The sequence below is a fragment of the Sphingopyxis sp. 10G20-10 genome, assembly GCF_057365075.1.
The window spans coordinates 1,737,900-1,751,122 of sequence record NZ_CP195117.1 but is presented as its reverse complement, the minus strand read 5'-3'; the positions used below and the strand labels follow the sequence as shown (position 1 = coordinate 1,751,122).

Genomic DNA, 13,223 nt, shown 5'->3' with positions numbered 1-13,223 from the left:
CGCTTCCTTTCCCTGATCGAGAATATTATGACCCGCCCCCTTTTATTGGCCGTTGCCGCCTTTTGTTTTGCCAGCCCTGCGCTTGCCGCGCCAACCGCGATCACCGGCCGCTGGACAACCGACGATGGCAAAGCGATCGTAGAGATCGCGTCCTGCGGTGCCAAAATTTGCGGACGCATCGTCCGCTTGCTCGGTACAGAGCCAACGGGCGGCCAACGCGACGAGCGCAACCCTGACAAGGCAAAGCGCGGACGCAAACTGCAAGGTTTGCGAATTTATTGGGATCTGGCGCCCGATGGCGATAGCTGGAAAGGGCAAGGCTATAGCCCAGAAGACGGCCGTTATTACAAAGCCAATTTGAGCACATCGGGCAACCGACTCACCATGAAGGGGTGCGTGGCGATATTCTGCCGCACCGTCACCTGGACACGGATGAAATAGAAACGGCGCCGGTTCTGGCCTTAGGCCGAGTCGCCCACTATCCAATCCACCCCTGCGGCGGCGTGGATGCGTGTGGTGTCGTAAATCGGCAGCACATTGGCGTTGGCATCGACCAATATTTCCAATTCGGTGCAGGCAAGGATCAACGCCTGCACGTCCTGCTTGGCAATATCCGTAATAAAGGTCCGCATCGTCCGGCGCGAATTCTCGGTCACCTTGCCCTGCGTCAACTCGTCATAAATGATGCGGTCGATCTCTTCGGCGCGCGTGGCGTCATAGGGGGCTAGGGTCAGACCATGCTGGACAAGCCGCTGACGATACCAGCGGCCTGTCATCACATTCTGGGTACCAATCACCGCTGCGGCCTTGATGCCATCGACGCGCATGGCGTCACCAGTTACATCGACAATATGGATGAGCGGAACAGAGATGGCCGCAGCGACCTCGCTCGCGACCCGATACATGCTGTTGGCCGCGATCATCACGGCAGTGGCCCCCGCCGTTTCCAACCGCTGTGCCGATTCAATCAGCACATCACGCGCATGGTCCCATTGCTCGGGCGTCGTCAATCGCGCCAAATCGCAAAAATTCAGGCTTTCGATCAGCAAGGGTGCCGAACAAGCAGGTCCGACCCGTTGCTGAATCCCTGTATTGATGCGGCGATAATAACGCTCCGTCGAAGCCCAGCTCATCCCGCCGATTAAGCCAAGCTTTCGCATCAGTGCGCCATCGCTTTGACAATATCGTCGACCATCTTTTTCGCATCGGCGAGCAACATCATCGTCTGGTCCATGTAGAATACGTCATTGTCGACGCCAGCATAGCCGACACCGCCCATGCTGCGTTTCACGAACAATACCGTCTTTGCCTTTTCAACGTCGAGCACCGGCATCCCGTAAATCGGCGATGTCTTGTCGGTTTTGGCCGACGGATTGGTGACATCATTCGCACCGATGACAAAGGCGACATCGGCTTGTGCAAATTCGCTGTTGATATCCTCCAGCTCGAACACCTCGTCATAAGGCACATTCGCTTCGGCCAGCAGCACATTCATATGCCCCGGCATACGACCGGCGACCGGATGGATCGCATATTTGACCGTCACGCCCTCTTTCTTCAGCACATCGGCCATTTCGCGCAGCGCATGTTGTGCCTGTGCAACCGCCATGCCGTAACCGGGAACGATGATGACGCTGTCGGCCTGTTTCATCAGGAAGGCCGCATCTTCGGCGCTGCCCGGTTTCCACGGACGCTGTTCCTTTGATCCGCCATCGCTGGCACCGGCATCGGCCCCAAAGCCACCAGCAATCACGCTGATAAAGCTGCGATTCATCGCCTTGCACATGATGTAGGACAGGATCGCACCCGACGAACCAACTAGGGCGCCCGTAATGATCATCGCGGTGTTGCCCAGCGTAAAGCCCATCGCTGCGGCGGCCCAGCCCGAATAGCTGTTGAGCATCGACACAACGACCGGCATGTCGGCGCCGCCAATCGGTATGATCAGCAAGAAACCGATGGCAAAGCTGAGGCCCGTGATGGTCCAGAACACCCAAGGCGACTGGTCGGCGAGGAAATAGCCGATCAGCCCCAATATGGCGGCCAGAACCGCCAGATTGATGACATGCCGACCAGGCAGGGTAATCGGCGCGCCCGACATGTTCCCGTTAAGTTTAAGGAAGGCGATGACCGAACCCGAGAAGGTGATCGCACCAATGGCTATACCGAGGCCCATTTCGATGCGGCTAACCGCAAAAATCTGACCCGCTGAATCGGCGATATGAAAGGCTGAAGGGTTAAGATAGGCCGCCGCCGCCACCGCGACCGCCGCCAGACCGACAAGGCTGTGAAAAGCGGCAACGAGCTGCGGCATCGCGGTCATCGCAATGCGCCGCGCCATCACGATCCCGATCGTCGCGCCAATGCCGATGGCAATCAGCAGTTCGATCAGCGCCCTACTGTCCAAAGTCCAGCCAGCGCTGCCGACCCCGGCATCACCACCCGATCCCGGAATATGAGTCACCAGCGTCGTGACGACGGCAATCGTCATCCCCAACATGCCAAACTGGTTGCCGCGACGGCTACTCGCCGGTGACGACAGTCCGCGCAGGGCGAGAATGAAACACACCCCCGCGACCAGATAGGCCAGTGCCACCCATGGATTGATTGGTGCAACCTCGTGCATAGTCTTCTTCCCCTGTCGAGCCGGTGCGTAGCCGGGTCTGACCCTTCAAACTAACGTCGTTTTGCGCTTTAACGCTCTTTTTTCTTGTACATCGCCAACATGCGCTGGGTGACCGCAAAGCCGCCAAAGATGTTGATGCTGGCCATCACCACGGCAGCCAGCCCCAGCCACTTCGACGTCGCCGATCCGGCGGCGGCGCTAGCGATCAGCGCCCCGACGATAATCACAGACGAAATGGCATTGGTGACGCTCATCAGCGGTGTGTGCAGCGCCGGCGTCACCGACCAGACGACAAAATAGCCAATAAAACAGGCCAGAACGAAGATCGAAAAAATGGCAATGAAGTCCACGGGCTGTTCCCCCTGTTGATTCCGCAATCCTCCCCTATTGCCGCTCCGCCGCGCCGCTGTCGACCCCCAGAATAGGGCCGCGCCATCTTGCAAGGCAGACATTCCACAGGCTGGCGATTGATTGAGTGCCATGAAGTGATTCCCAGCGACACTTTATTACGTTCGCTAGCTACCAGGTCGGGACCAGCACGCCGTTTACGACATGGATGACACCGTTCGACTGCATGACGTCCGGCGTTGTAATATAGCCCGTACTGCCGCTCATCCCGTCAATCTTTATGCTGGTGTTGACCTGGGTAAAGGCCAGTTTTTCACCCGCAAGCGTAGTCAGCGTGGCGCGCCCGTCGCCCTCTTTGATCTTGTCCATCAGATCGGCAAAGGTGATGCGACCGGGCACAATATGATAGTTCAAAACCTTGATCAGCGTTGCCCGGTTGCGCTTTTTTGTCAGATAACTGGTCACATCTTTCGGCACCGCGGCAAAGGCTTTGTCGGTCGGTGCAAACAGGGTGAAAGGCCCCGCGCTGTTGAGCGTGTCGATCAGACCGGCCGTCGTGATCCATTGCACCAACGTCTTGTGAACCGGTGAATTGGTCACATTATGTATGATTGAGCGATCAGAATACATCGTAGCGCCATCAACTTCGGTCACTACGACTTTGTTTTCAACAACAGGTTCAGGCTGCGCTTCCACGTCGACGCCCGCCGGACCGCTCATCATCGAACAGCCTGCTATCGCAACAGACAGCATGGTAAAGGCGACAAGCTTCGCAACTCGCATAGTTCAATTCTCCATCAGGCGGGAAAACTCCCCCGAACTTATGACGTATGAATCGGGCGAATTGTTGCTGAGAGGAGGAAATAATTTCGCCGCGGATTCAACCCAGAAGGCGTGCGTTCACAACCTTGCCACCCTGCGTCAGTCGCACCGCGTCGCCGATTTCTTCATCAAGCACCGGTTTGCCCGCTTCCTTGTCCCAAAAAGCCGACAGGAAATTGAACAGATTGCGGCTGAACAGCGCACTCGTATCGGCAGGCATCAACGCAGCAATATTCTTTGCCCCAATGACAGTGACACCATGAATTTGCACAGTTTCGCCGGAAACAGCGCCCTCGACATTGCCCCCGCTTTCGGCTGCCATATCAACGATGACGCTGCCAGCACGCATCGTCGCCAGTTGCGCGTCGGAAATCAGCCGCGGCGCGGGGCGTCCGGGAATCAGTGCGGTGGTGATGACAATGTCTTGTTTTGCGATATGCGATGACACCAGCTCTGCTTGCGCGGCCTTATATTCATCGGACATTTCCGTGGCATAACCACCGGCCCCTTCGCCTTCGATGCCCGCGACATCCTCAACAAAGATCGGCTTGGCCCCCAGCGACATAATCTGCTCTTTGGTCGCGCTGCGCACATCGGTCGCACTGACCTGTGCGCCCAGCCGCCGTGCGGTGGCGATGGCTTGCAGTCCGGCGACGCCGACGCCCATGACAAAAGCCTTGGCCGCGCTGACGGTGCCAGCGGCGGTCATCATCATCGGAAAGGCACGGCCATAGGCGCTTGCCGCCATCAGCACCGCTTTATAGCCGGCAAGATTGGCCTGACTCGACAAGATATCCATCGACTGAGCGCGGGTGATGCGCGGCATGAACTCCATCGCCAGCGCCTCGATTCCCAATTTGGCGTAGGCATCAATCCGCTCACGCTCGCCAAAGGGATTAAGGCCTGCCGCAAGCCATGCGCCCTCCGCCATATCTTTCAGCGACGCCGGATCAGGGCCTTGGATCGCAAGGATGATATTGGCGCCTTTCAGGGCTTTGGCGCGCGTTTCGACTGTGGCGCCTGCGGCCTCATAGTCGGCGTCCGAAATCGATGCCGTCACTCCAGCATTGGACTCGACGACAACTTCAGCCCCCAAGCCAATGAATTTACGTGCCGTTTCAGGAGTCGCGGCAACCCGCATCTCACCAGCAGCTTGTTCTTTCAGAACCGCAATGCGCATATCCCGCGTCAGCTCAGCTGATCAGCAGGACGACAATGATGGTCGTGATTGCCACTGCAACGCTACCAACCTTGAACAGCTCGATGAAACTCGAATAGGTTTGCTCTGCTGCTTTCATTTCCTGATTTGCCATGGCGATCTTCCCCTTGTTGATAGGACGGCCCGCTTTATGCCGCGCAATATTACTCTAGCCAAGAATCGGCCTTCGCTGCGGTCTTACCCACGCAGGACGGGATGCTCAATAGATGGTTTGACCTCACCGCGCTCCGCCCAAATAATCTTTTGGCTTAATCGCCCCTTTACCCCTCCCCGTTATGCCGGGCGGACAGAGCGGGGAAAATGGCTCTGTACGGACATTTTACAGGGCGATGAACAAGATGGCATCTGCGCGCGACACGCGAACAGTCATGGTGGTTGACAATGAAGCGGCGCAGCAGCGCTTCATGGCGGCCCTTCTGTCGCGCGGAGGCTGGCGCACTGTTTTGGCCGCCGATACCGATACCGCGCTTGCAAAACTCGGAACCCAGGAAGGACTGGCGCTTGACGCGGTGATCGTCGATCAAGGCGCTCCCGGCATGGCGGTCGACAAATTCGTCACCGAACTGCGCCGCTGGCGACCGGCCCTGCCGCTTATTGTTGTCACTATGCGCAATAATGTCGAAGTTGCCGTAGGCGCCATGCGCGCCGGAGCCAGCGATTTCGTCCAAAAGCCCATCGCCCCCGATCGCCTGCTCGGCGCGCTGGACCGCGTGACCTCTGACACAGGACCGCAAGCAGAGCTTCGTCCGCTGACCGAAAAACTCCGTGCGCCTCTGGCATTCGAAGAAATTATCGGGTCGAGCCCCAATTTCCGTAGCGCACTGGCCATTGCGGCCAAGGCCGCACGCGCACGCGTCCCCGTGCTCATCAATGGCAAGCCGGGTGTAGGCAAGGAAGTCTTTGCCCGCGCCATCCACAGCGCTTCACCGCGTGCCAAAGCGCCGCTGGTAATGGTCGACTGCTCGGCGGTATCACCGGGCCTCATCGGCTCGGGCCTGTTTGGCCATGAACGCGGTGCTTTCCCCGGTGCCTTTGACCATCAGGTCGGACGGTTGGTTCAGGCCGACGGCGGCAGCATCATCATCGATCATATCGAATGCATCCCGCTTGATACACAAGAACGCCTTGTCGAATTCATCAAAAGCGGCGAAGTTCAGACCATAGGCGGCACGATCCGCGCCAGCGTCGATGTGCGGATTATCGCAACCAGTGCCAGTCCGCTCGACCAGTTGATCGAGGCCGGCCATTTCCGCGAAGACCTGTTCTATGCGCTTTCAACCGCGCAACTCATCCTGCCCTCGCTCTCTGAACGACGCAGCGACGTCGGGCCACTCACGCGTCATTTGTTGACCCGGATTGGCGGCTTGCCGACAATGCGGCCGCTGGGCGTTACCGACGATGCGCTGCGCCTCCTCGCCGCCTATGCCTGGCCGGGAAATGTCCGTCAGCTTCAGGACGTCCTGTTCCGCGCCGCTGTCGCCAGCGAAACCGATGTGCTGACCAGCGCCGACTTTCCCGCCATAGAGGCCGCGCTTGGCGGCGGCACATCCAGCAGTGACAGCGATGTCGCTATCAACGGCGAAGCCATCGGCATCACGCTTTATATGCCTGACGGCAATTTGCGCCCGCTCGAAGAGATTGAGGCCGATGTTATTCGGCTTGCGATTGGCCACTATCGTGGCCGGATGAGCGAAGTTGCACGGCGGCTGGGTATCGGTCGCTCGACGCTCTATCGCAAACTCAGCGATCTGGGAATCGACACTGCCGCCTGATAAGCATGGCGAGATTTATCCCCCCGCGAAAGCGTGCTAAGAATCACGCTGCTGCAATCGCCTTTTCAATTTGCACCGTTTCGACATTGGTCAGCGTATTGGGCAGCTCGCCGACCAGCCGCTTTTCCAGTTCGCCATGATAATGGCTACGCATCACGCCCAGAGTGGCGGGGTCCGCGATGACCAGTAATTTTTCAATCTCATGGGCCAGCACCCGGCGATTAAGCAACTCTGCCACACCGGCGGCATGTCCCCGTTCGTCAATGTTGCGCACTTCGGGATTGGCTCCGCTGCGATTGCTGTCGCTGACTTCGGGCGTGGTCGCGTCGACAAGGTTCAATATCGCCTCATCACCATCGTTGCGAAACAGAACAAAGCGCGTGCCGTCGGCAACGGCGATATGGGTTCCGTGGGACAGCTGCATATAAATCTCCAGTTCGATAACGGTCGGAATGACCGTGATAGGAAAGATACGCGGGACCAGCGTCCGAAGTTGCTGCCTAGCCATTAGTCGGCTGCGGTTTTGTCATTTCGGCTGGCACCGATCTGAGAATCGACACCGCCGATTGGCGTCTTTATGATATTGGCATGACCCATGATTTTTCAGGCAAGACTGCGCTCGTTACCGGCGATGCTTCGGGCATCGGGCTAGCAGTCGCAGACGCGCTGCGGGCCGCTGGTGCCACGGTAATCGGCGTCGACCTCGTCCGTGATCAGGATGTCGGCGACCCCACCCTCTGGCAAGCAATGGCCGGTGATCTGGCCGCTATCGATATCGCAATCGTCAATGCGGGGATGAGCGATGCTGCGCCCATTGCCGACATCGAACTAGGGCAATGGCGGCGGTTGATGCACAGCAATCTCGATGGCGCGATGCTGACGCTGCAAGCCGCGCAGCGCGCGATGATTGCGCACGGGCGCGGCGGTGCGATTGTCACGACGGCTTCCATCTCGGGCATAAAGGCCGAGCCGGGAACGGCGGCTTATGGTGCGTCAAAGGCGGCGCTGATTCAAATGACCAAGGTCGCTGCCAAAGAAGGCGCGGCGCATAATATTCGCGTCAATGCCGTTGCACCCGGCGGTGTCGACACACCGATCTGGGACAATATGTCCTTCTTTGCCGATATGATAAAATCAGAGGGCAGCCGTGATGCCGCTATCGCAGCGCTCGCACGCATGGCGACGCCGCTTGGCCGCTATGCCAGCGCGTCGGAAATTGCGGCGCAAATCCTGTTTCTCTTGTCCGATGCTGCCGCGACGATCACCGGAACGGTGCTCACCAGCGACGGCGGATACAGCCTCTAACCGACCAGTGCCGCATCGCGCAGACCGCGCCAGACGCGAAGCGCCTGACGATTTTCGGCGATATCGTGAACGCGCAGCAACTGTGCGCCCTGACTCGCAGCCTGATAGTGAAGCGCCACAGTGCCGCCCAGCCGCTGATCTGCGGCGGCCTCATTGTCGAGCGCCCCAATCATCCGCTTGCGGCTCGCCCCGAACAACAACGGGCAACCCAGCGTGTGGAACAACGCCAATCCGTTGATTAGCGCCAGATTGTCGGCGACGCCTTTGCCAAAACCAATGCCCGGATCGACCAAGATCCGGCCCGCATCAATGCCACCCGCAATGCACGCTGCAACACGCTCGGCCAGCAAATCATAAACATCAAACAGCACGTGCTGATAGTCGCCGCCTTCATGCGGATCGCTCTTGGCGCTAGGCGCGTGCATCAACACCACGGCGCAGCCGGATTTCGCCACCACCTCCATCGCGCGCTCGTCATAGCGAAGCGCCGAAATATCGTTGACCATCGTCGCCCCGGCGGCAAGCGCCGCCTCCATCACCGCGGCTTTGCGGGTATCAACCGACACCGCTACGCCGCCCTTGGCGAGGCCCGCGACCACGGGTTGCACCCGCTCAATCTCGTCACCTTCCCAGATCAACGGTGCGCCCGGTCGGGTGGATTCACCGCCAACGTCGATAATTGCAGCCCCAACCGATGCCATCGCGAAACCGGCATCAATCGCTGCCGCCGCATCGACATGTTTGCCACCATCGGAAAAGCTGTCGGGGGTTGCGTTGATGATCCCCATCAATTGCGGCTCGCTCAGCCGGACATTGCGCTCTCCCAGCGTCAAATTGTCGCGCGGACGCGCGACCGCATCCCGCTGCGCTGCGGCAGAGACGCCCAATGGATCTGGCAGAGCCGCAATCCAGTCATCGAGTGCGGGAGCAGCAATAATTGCGCTTTTGACCGCATCACCATCGTGCACGCTGACGTGCCAGCTGGCGAACCAGACCATCGTGTCGGCAATCCGCAGCGCATCGTCGTCCATTTCGTGCGGACGATCAACAAAACAGGTCGGGCGGCAATAGATGCGGGCTTCGGCAGAAAGCTTGCCAAGATCGGCCTTCGTCAAGGGCTGAAACATCCCCTACGCCTCGTTGGCGAGCAGCCATTCCTGTCGGACCTTGTCGATCAGCCGCAAGCCCTTGGGTGTGTCGACGTGCCAGAATGTCCAGCCGTTACAGCTTGGTGCACCTTGCAGCGCCGCCCCCATCTTGTGGATAGAGGCTTGCTCTCCCTCACAATCAAGGCTGCCATCGGCGCGCACCTTGGCTTTCCAACGCCGCTTGGCGTCGGTCAGTACCGACCCCGGCGCAATCATGCCGCCTTCGACCAGCGTGCCGAACGCAACCCGCGTCGCGGCCTTGGGCGCCTGCATCGTTTTGATCGTGCTTTCGTCAAGCGGCAGTGCCATGGCGATGCGTTCTTCGGCGACAGCGATATAATCATCCTCGCGCTCGATACCGATGAAATGGCGGCCCAAACGTTTGGCCACTGCGCCGGTCGTTCCTGTCCCGAAAAACGGGTCCAGAACGACATCGCCGGGGTTCGAGCAGGCGAGCAGCACGCGATACAGCAAAGCCTCTGGCTTTTGCGTCGGATGCGCTTTGGTGCCGCCCCTTTTGATCCGCTCCTGCCCGCCACAAATCGGGATCAGCCAGTCAGACCGCATCTGCAATTCGTCGTTGAGCGTCTTCATCGCCCGATAGTTGAAAGTATAGCGCGCCTTTTCGCCCATCGACGCCCAGATCAGCGTTTCATGCGCGTTGGTAAAGCGGGTGCCCTTGAAATTGGGCATCGGGTTCGCTTTGCGCCAGACAACATCATTGAGGATCCAATAGCCTTGATCCTGCAACGCAGCTCCGACGCGGAAGATGTTGTGATAGCTGCCTATTACCCAGATGCTGCCACCCGGCTTCAATATCCGGCGCGCTTCGGCCAGCCATGCGTGGGTAAAACGGTCATAGACGGCTAGACTGTCGAATTTGTCCCAATCATCATCCACCGCATCGACCTGACTGCCATCGGGACGATGCAGATCGCCACCAAGCTGAAGATTATAGGGCGGATCGGCGAAGACTAGGTCGACGCTTGCGGCTGGCAGGGCGCGCATCTGTTCGATACAATCGCCCTTCAAAATGCTGTCGAGCGGTAAGCTGGGGGCTGTTTTGCCCGACTTTGCCGTCCGAGTGCCGACGCGTTCCAAAACCCCCATAAATTCCCCCACGATGATGCTGCGATGCGATTTGCACCGCCCATATTCGGGCAAAGTGAATCCGGCAGAGTCCGCCGTCAAGTTCAAAAGCTTAGGGATTCCGCGTCACGAAATGGTTAACGCGGTGAGAACGAAACGAGTCTGGCGCGACATATGGCGTCTGGGTGGTGGTGTAGACTCAAGGACTAGTGGTGTGGCGCGGAAAACTCACACACCCAAAAAAGGGCAAATTTTGTTCGATCATCGAATGTAGCCAACGCTAGTTCACGTCGATCAAATTCCGGGGTCAACTCCAGTCAGATCGACCGATCGTTCCCACAATTCGCGCGCCAGCGCAGGATCGCGCGCTGTACGGGTCGAACGCGCCGGTCCCGATTTCCCCGACACTTCGCCCAGACCCTGTGGTCCCAGATAGTCGCCGCCCTGCACGTCGGCGCCGGTCGCGGCTTGCAATGTCGGCCACGCCCCATGCGCCGCGCTGTTGAAAAAGGGCGCCGCAAGCGGGGTGAACATCCTGAGCGGCAGGGGCACATGACGCGTCAATTCGGTCAAGGCGACGCCGGGGTGACACCCGATGGCTTGCGTCGCCCGTCCCGCTGCGCCGAGCCGACGGTCGAGTTCATAAAGGGTCAGAAGATTGGCGAGCTTGCTCATCTGATAACGCCCCCACTGCTGATAGCCGCGCTCCGCCGGCAGATCGCTATAATCCATCTTGCCGCCCTTATGCGCCAGACTAGCGGTGATGACGATGCGGTCCTCTACATGACCATGGACCAATCCCGTGAACGCAAACGTGCCGAGATGATTGACCCCGAATTGCAGTTCAAAGCCCTGCTTGGTCAGGGTGCGCGGCGGGATCATCACGCCGGCATTGTTGACCAGAACGTCAATGCGCGGCCCCGCCAGCACAGCCGCCGCCGCTTCGCGTATCTGATCCAGATCAGCAAGGTCGAGCGCGAGGAAGGATAGATCGGCATCAGGCAGGTCGGCGCGTATTTTGTCCATCGCCGCGCTCGCTTTGCCCTGGTCGCGGCACGCCAGAATGACGGTCGCACCGCGCGCCGCCAATCTTTTGGTCGTCTCGAACCCCAAGCCAGCGTTGGCCCCCGTAACCAGAAAGGTTCGGCCGGTCTGCGTGCCGACATCATCGGCCGTGAATCCGCTGCTCATGCTAATGCTCCTGCCTTAAACAAGCTGCATTTGCGCCACGGGAGCAAAGCTTGTCCGGTGGAGCGGCGTCGGGCCAATTTGCCGCAACGCCGCCAGATGCTGAGCCGTACCATAGCCCATATTGCGTTCCCAACCATAGCCGGGGTAATCGCGCGCCGCCGCTACCATCATCCGGTCGCGATATTGCTTGGCAATGATGCTCGCCGCCGAGATGCAGGGATGAATAGCATCGCCGCGCACCACCGCGGTTGCGGCGTAACGCCATTGCGGCAACCGGTTGCCATCGACCAGCACTTCGCCGGGCTCGATCCCCAGCGCATCTACGGCGCGCGTCATCGCCAGCATCGTCGCCCGCAAAATATTGATGCTGTCGATTTCGGCGACACTGGCCTCGCCAATAGCCCATCGGCATTTTGCCTTAATCTCGGTATCCAGCGCCTCACGTCGGCGCGCAGAGAGAGTTTTGCTGTCGGCCAGCCCTGATATGCCGCCCTCACACAAAATAACCGCACCCGCGACCACTGGTCCCGCGAGAGGACCGCGCCCTGCCTCATCGACACCGACGATCATATCCGCCACGGCGGAAAACGGCGATATTCACCCGCCTGATACAGGCAAATCGGGTTGCCTGCCGGATCGGAAAACCGCGCCTCGCGCCAGCCCCAATCCTCATCGCGCGGCGCAGAATCAAAGCGCACGCCCTTGCGACACAAATAGGCGTGCCACGCATCGAGCGCACCCGATTCCAGATAGGTCACCGCACCGCCCGCCTGCCCCTCACCGACATGGATCGACAAGGTCACGCCATTGATGGCTTCGAGGCGCGCATAGCCATTTTCCGGGCTGTCAACGATCTGCGTCAGCCCCAGTAATTTGTAAAAGGCCACCGAAGATTCATAATGAGCGGCAGGCAATGTTATCTGATTGAGAGCCGGTCCCGGAAAAAGGCCGTCATTGCGCGTGGCTTGCTGACCCATCGGTCCATGCCCCTGCCCCAAACCGGGCGCATTGAGCAGCGACAGGCGAACAAAATCGCGCGCCCGCGCAACCGCCGGAACCAACGCCATTCCCTGCCCCAGTCCGACCGCAATAGCACTCGCCAAGGTACAGCCGGTGCCGTGCGTATGCAGTGTGTCGATACGCGGCGCTTCCCAGCGCGCAACCTCACCTTCGTCAGGTTCGAGCAGTCGGTCGACAATCGTCTCGCCCTCGCCATGTCCACCCTTAACCAGCAAAGCGCATTGGTGAGCCATGATCGCAACCTCGCCACCCAGCGCTTTCATCTCAGGCAAGTTCGGGGTGGCGATGGTGGCGAGGTCGAGCAATTGTTCAAAGGCAGCGATGGTCGATGCATCGGCGAGGGCCGATCCGCTCGTCGCCACCATCACCGGATCAAAAACAATCGGCACCGCCAAACCGCGCAAGCGATCTGCCACCGCGGCGGCAGTTTCGGCGCTGCCGATCATGCCGATCTTGATCGCATCGACGCCAATATCGCTGACGACACTGTCGATCTGCGCCAGCACCATATCGGTGGGGATTGGATGCACCGTCTGCACGCCCAGCGTATTTTGCGCGGTGATCGCGGTGACCGCGGTCATCGCATGACCACCAAGCATGGTAACGCTTTTGATATCAGCCTGAATGCCTGCCCCGCCGCCGCTATCCGAACCGGCGATGATCAGGATGCGCGCGGTCACGCT

General features: G+C 59.4%; 14 protein-coding genes. 3 read left to right on the top strand and 11 right to left on the bottom strand.

All coding sequences use genetic code 11. The features are described 5' to 3' along the window. The first annotated feature begins 27 nt into the window (after positions 1-27). A complete protein-coding gene (locus ACR3XE_RS08555; RefSeq protein WP_473698063.1) occupies positions 28-441 on the top strand; it encodes a DUF2147 domain-containing protein in 414 nt (137 codons plus the stop codon). A gap of 20 nt (positions 442-461) precedes the next feature. Here ACR3XE_RS08555 and ACR3XE_RS08550 read toward each other — a convergent pair whose 3' ends face one another. From ACR3XE_RS08550 to ACR3XE_RS08530, 5 genes are all read right to left on the bottom strand, one after another. Beyond that, entirely contained in the window at positions 462-1,160 is a 699-nt protein-coding gene (locus ACR3XE_RS08550) for an aspartate/glutamate racemase family protein (RefSeq protein WP_473698064.1), read from the bottom strand. After that, positions 1,160-2,626, bottom strand: a complete 1,467-nt coding sequence (locus ACR3XE_RS08545; protein ID WP_473698065.1) for an NAD(P)(+) transhydrogenase (Re/Si-specific) subunit beta — start codon at positions 2,624-2,626, stop codon at positions 1,160-1,162. The genes ACR3XE_RS08550 and ACR3XE_RS08545 overlap by 1 nt, the downstream gene beginning before the upstream one ends. Positions 2,627-2,694: 68 nt before the next feature. Beyond that, complete coding sequence (locus tag ACR3XE_RS08540) at positions 2,695-2,976, bottom strand: proton-translocating transhydrogenase family protein (protein WP_486185648.1); 282 nt, start codon at positions 2,974-2,976, stop codon at positions 2,695-2,697. 169 nt (positions 2,977-3,145) lie between these two features. Continuing rightward, the gene (locus ACR3XE_RS08535) at positions 3,146-3,757 is read right to left on the bottom strand and encodes a fasciclin domain-containing protein (protein ID WP_473698066.1); all 612 of its coding nucleotides are present in this window, start codon (positions 3,755-3,757) and stop codon (positions 3,146-3,148) included. Between the two features lie 97 nt (positions 3,758-3,854). Further along, a complete protein-coding gene (locus ACR3XE_RS08530) occupies positions 3,855-4,976 on the bottom strand; it encodes an NAD(P) transhydrogenase subunit alpha (RefSeq protein ID WP_473698067.1) in 1,122 nt (373 codons plus the stop codon). Positions 4,977-5,353: 377 nt separating this feature from the next. On the opposite strand from ACR3XE_RS08530, the gene ACR3XE_RS08525 reads away from it, so the two are divergent. Then, the gene (locus tag ACR3XE_RS08525) at positions 5,354-6,787 is read left to right on the top strand and encodes a sigma-54-dependent transcriptional regulator (protein WP_473698068.1); all 1,434 of its coding nucleotides are present in this window, start codon (positions 5,354-5,356) and stop codon (positions 6,785-6,787) included. Positions 6,788-6,830: 43 nt separating this feature from the next. On the opposite strand, the gene ACR3XE_RS08520 is transcribed toward ACR3XE_RS08525, so the two are convergent. Next, complete coding sequence (locus ACR3XE_RS08520; protein ID WP_473698069.1) at positions 6,831-7,211, bottom strand: baeRF12 domain-containing protein; 381 nt, start codon at positions 7,209-7,211, stop codon at positions 6,831-6,833. 164 nt (positions 7,212-7,375) lie between these two features. Between ACR3XE_RS08520 and ACR3XE_RS08515 the strand changes: the two genes are divergently transcribed. Continuing rightward, positions 7,376-8,092 carry an SDR family NAD(P)-dependent oxidoreductase gene (locus tag ACR3XE_RS08515; RefSeq protein ID WP_473698070.1) on the top strand — a complete coding sequence of 239 codons (717 nt, stop codon included), beginning with the start codon at positions 7,376-7,378 and terminating at the stop codon, positions 8,090-8,092. On the opposite strand, the gene folP is transcribed toward ACR3XE_RS08515, so the two are convergent. From folP to thiD, 5 genes are all read right to left on the bottom strand, one after another. Continuing rightward, entirely contained in the window at positions 8,089-9,219 is a 1,131-nt protein-coding gene (gene folP / locus ACR3XE_RS08510; protein ID WP_473698071.1) for a dihydropteroate synthase, read from the bottom strand. The genes ACR3XE_RS08515 and folP overlap by 4 nt on opposite strands. Before the next feature lie 3 nt (positions 9,220-9,222). Beyond that, complete coding sequence (locus tag ACR3XE_RS08505) at positions 9,223-10,350, bottom strand: site-specific DNA-methyltransferase (protein ID WP_473700329.1); 1,128 nt, start codon at positions 10,348-10,350, stop codon at positions 9,223-9,225. A gap of 273 nt (positions 10,351-10,623) precedes the next feature. Further along, positions 10,624-11,520, bottom strand: a complete 897-nt coding sequence (locus ACR3XE_RS08500; protein WP_473698072.1) for an oxidoreductase — start codon at positions 11,518-11,520, stop codon at positions 10,624-10,626. 15 nt (positions 11,521-11,535) lie between these two features. After that, entirely contained in the window at positions 11,536-12,090 is a 555-nt protein-coding gene (locus tag ACR3XE_RS08495) for a ribonuclease HII (protein WP_486186020.1), read from the bottom strand. Beyond that, positions 12,087-13,220: a bifunctional hydroxymethylpyrimidine kinase/phosphomethylpyrimidine kinase gene (thiD, locus tag ACR3XE_RS08490; RefSeq protein WP_473698073.1), complete on the bottom strand. Its 1,134-nt coding sequence runs from the start codon at positions 13,218-13,220 to the stop codon at positions 12,087-12,089. The genes ACR3XE_RS08495 and thiD overlap by 4 nt, the downstream gene beginning before the upstream one ends. Positions 13,221-13,223: the final 3 nt, after the last annotated feature.

What these genes read in the sequence shown, in the direction of transcription:
- ACR3XE_RS08520 (WP_473698069.1), bottom strand. Translation starts at nt 7,211, where the DNA reads ATGCAGCTGTCCCACGGAACCCATATCGCCGTTGCCGACGGCACGCGC.
- ACR3XE_RS08505 (WP_473700329.1), bottom strand. Translation starts at nt 10,350, where the DNA reads ATGGGGGTTTTGGAACGCGTCGGCACTCGGACGGCAAAGTCGGGCAAA.
- ACR3XE_RS08545 (WP_473698065.1), bottom strand. Translation starts at nt 2,626, where the DNA reads ATGCACGAGGTTGCACCAATCAATCCATGGGTGGCACTGGCCTATCTG.
- ACR3XE_RS08555 (WP_473698063.1), top strand. Translation starts at nt 28, where the DNA reads ATGACCCGCCCCCTTTTATTGGCCGTTGCCGCCTTTTGTTTTGCCAGC.
- ACR3XE_RS08495 (WP_486186020.1), bottom strand. Translation starts at nt 12,090, where the DNA reads ATGATCGTCGGTGTCGATGAGGCAGGGCGCGGTCCTCTCGCGGGACCA.
- ACR3XE_RS08530 (WP_473698067.1), bottom strand. Translation starts at nt 4,976, where the DNA reads ATGCGCATTGCGGTTCTGAAAGAACAAGCTGCTGGTGAGATGCGGGTT.
- ACR3XE_RS08550 (WP_473698064.1), bottom strand. Translation starts at nt 1,160, where the DNA reads ATGCGAAAGCTTGGCTTAATCGGCGGGATGAGCTGGGCTTCGACGGAG.
- ACR3XE_RS08525 (WP_473698068.1), top strand. Translation starts at nt 5,354, where the DNA reads ATGGCATCTGCGCGCGACACGCGAACAGTCATGGTGGTTGACAATGAA.
- folP (WP_473698071.1), bottom strand. Translation starts at nt 9,219, where the DNA reads ATGTTTCAGCCCTTGACGAAGGCCGATCTTGGCAAGCTTTCTGCCGAA.
- ACR3XE_RS08535 (WP_473698066.1), bottom strand. Translation starts at nt 3,757, where the DNA reads ATGCGAGTTGCGAAGCTTGTCGCCTTTACCATGCTGTCTGTTGCGATA.
- ACR3XE_RS08515 (WP_473698070.1), top strand. Translation starts at nt 7,376, where the DNA reads ATGACCCATGATTTTTCAGGCAAGACTGCGCTCGTTACCGGCGATGCT.
- ACR3XE_RS08500 (WP_473698072.1), bottom strand. Translation starts at nt 11,520, where the DNA reads ATGAGCAGCGGATTCACGGCCGATGATGTCGGCACGCAGACCGGCCGA.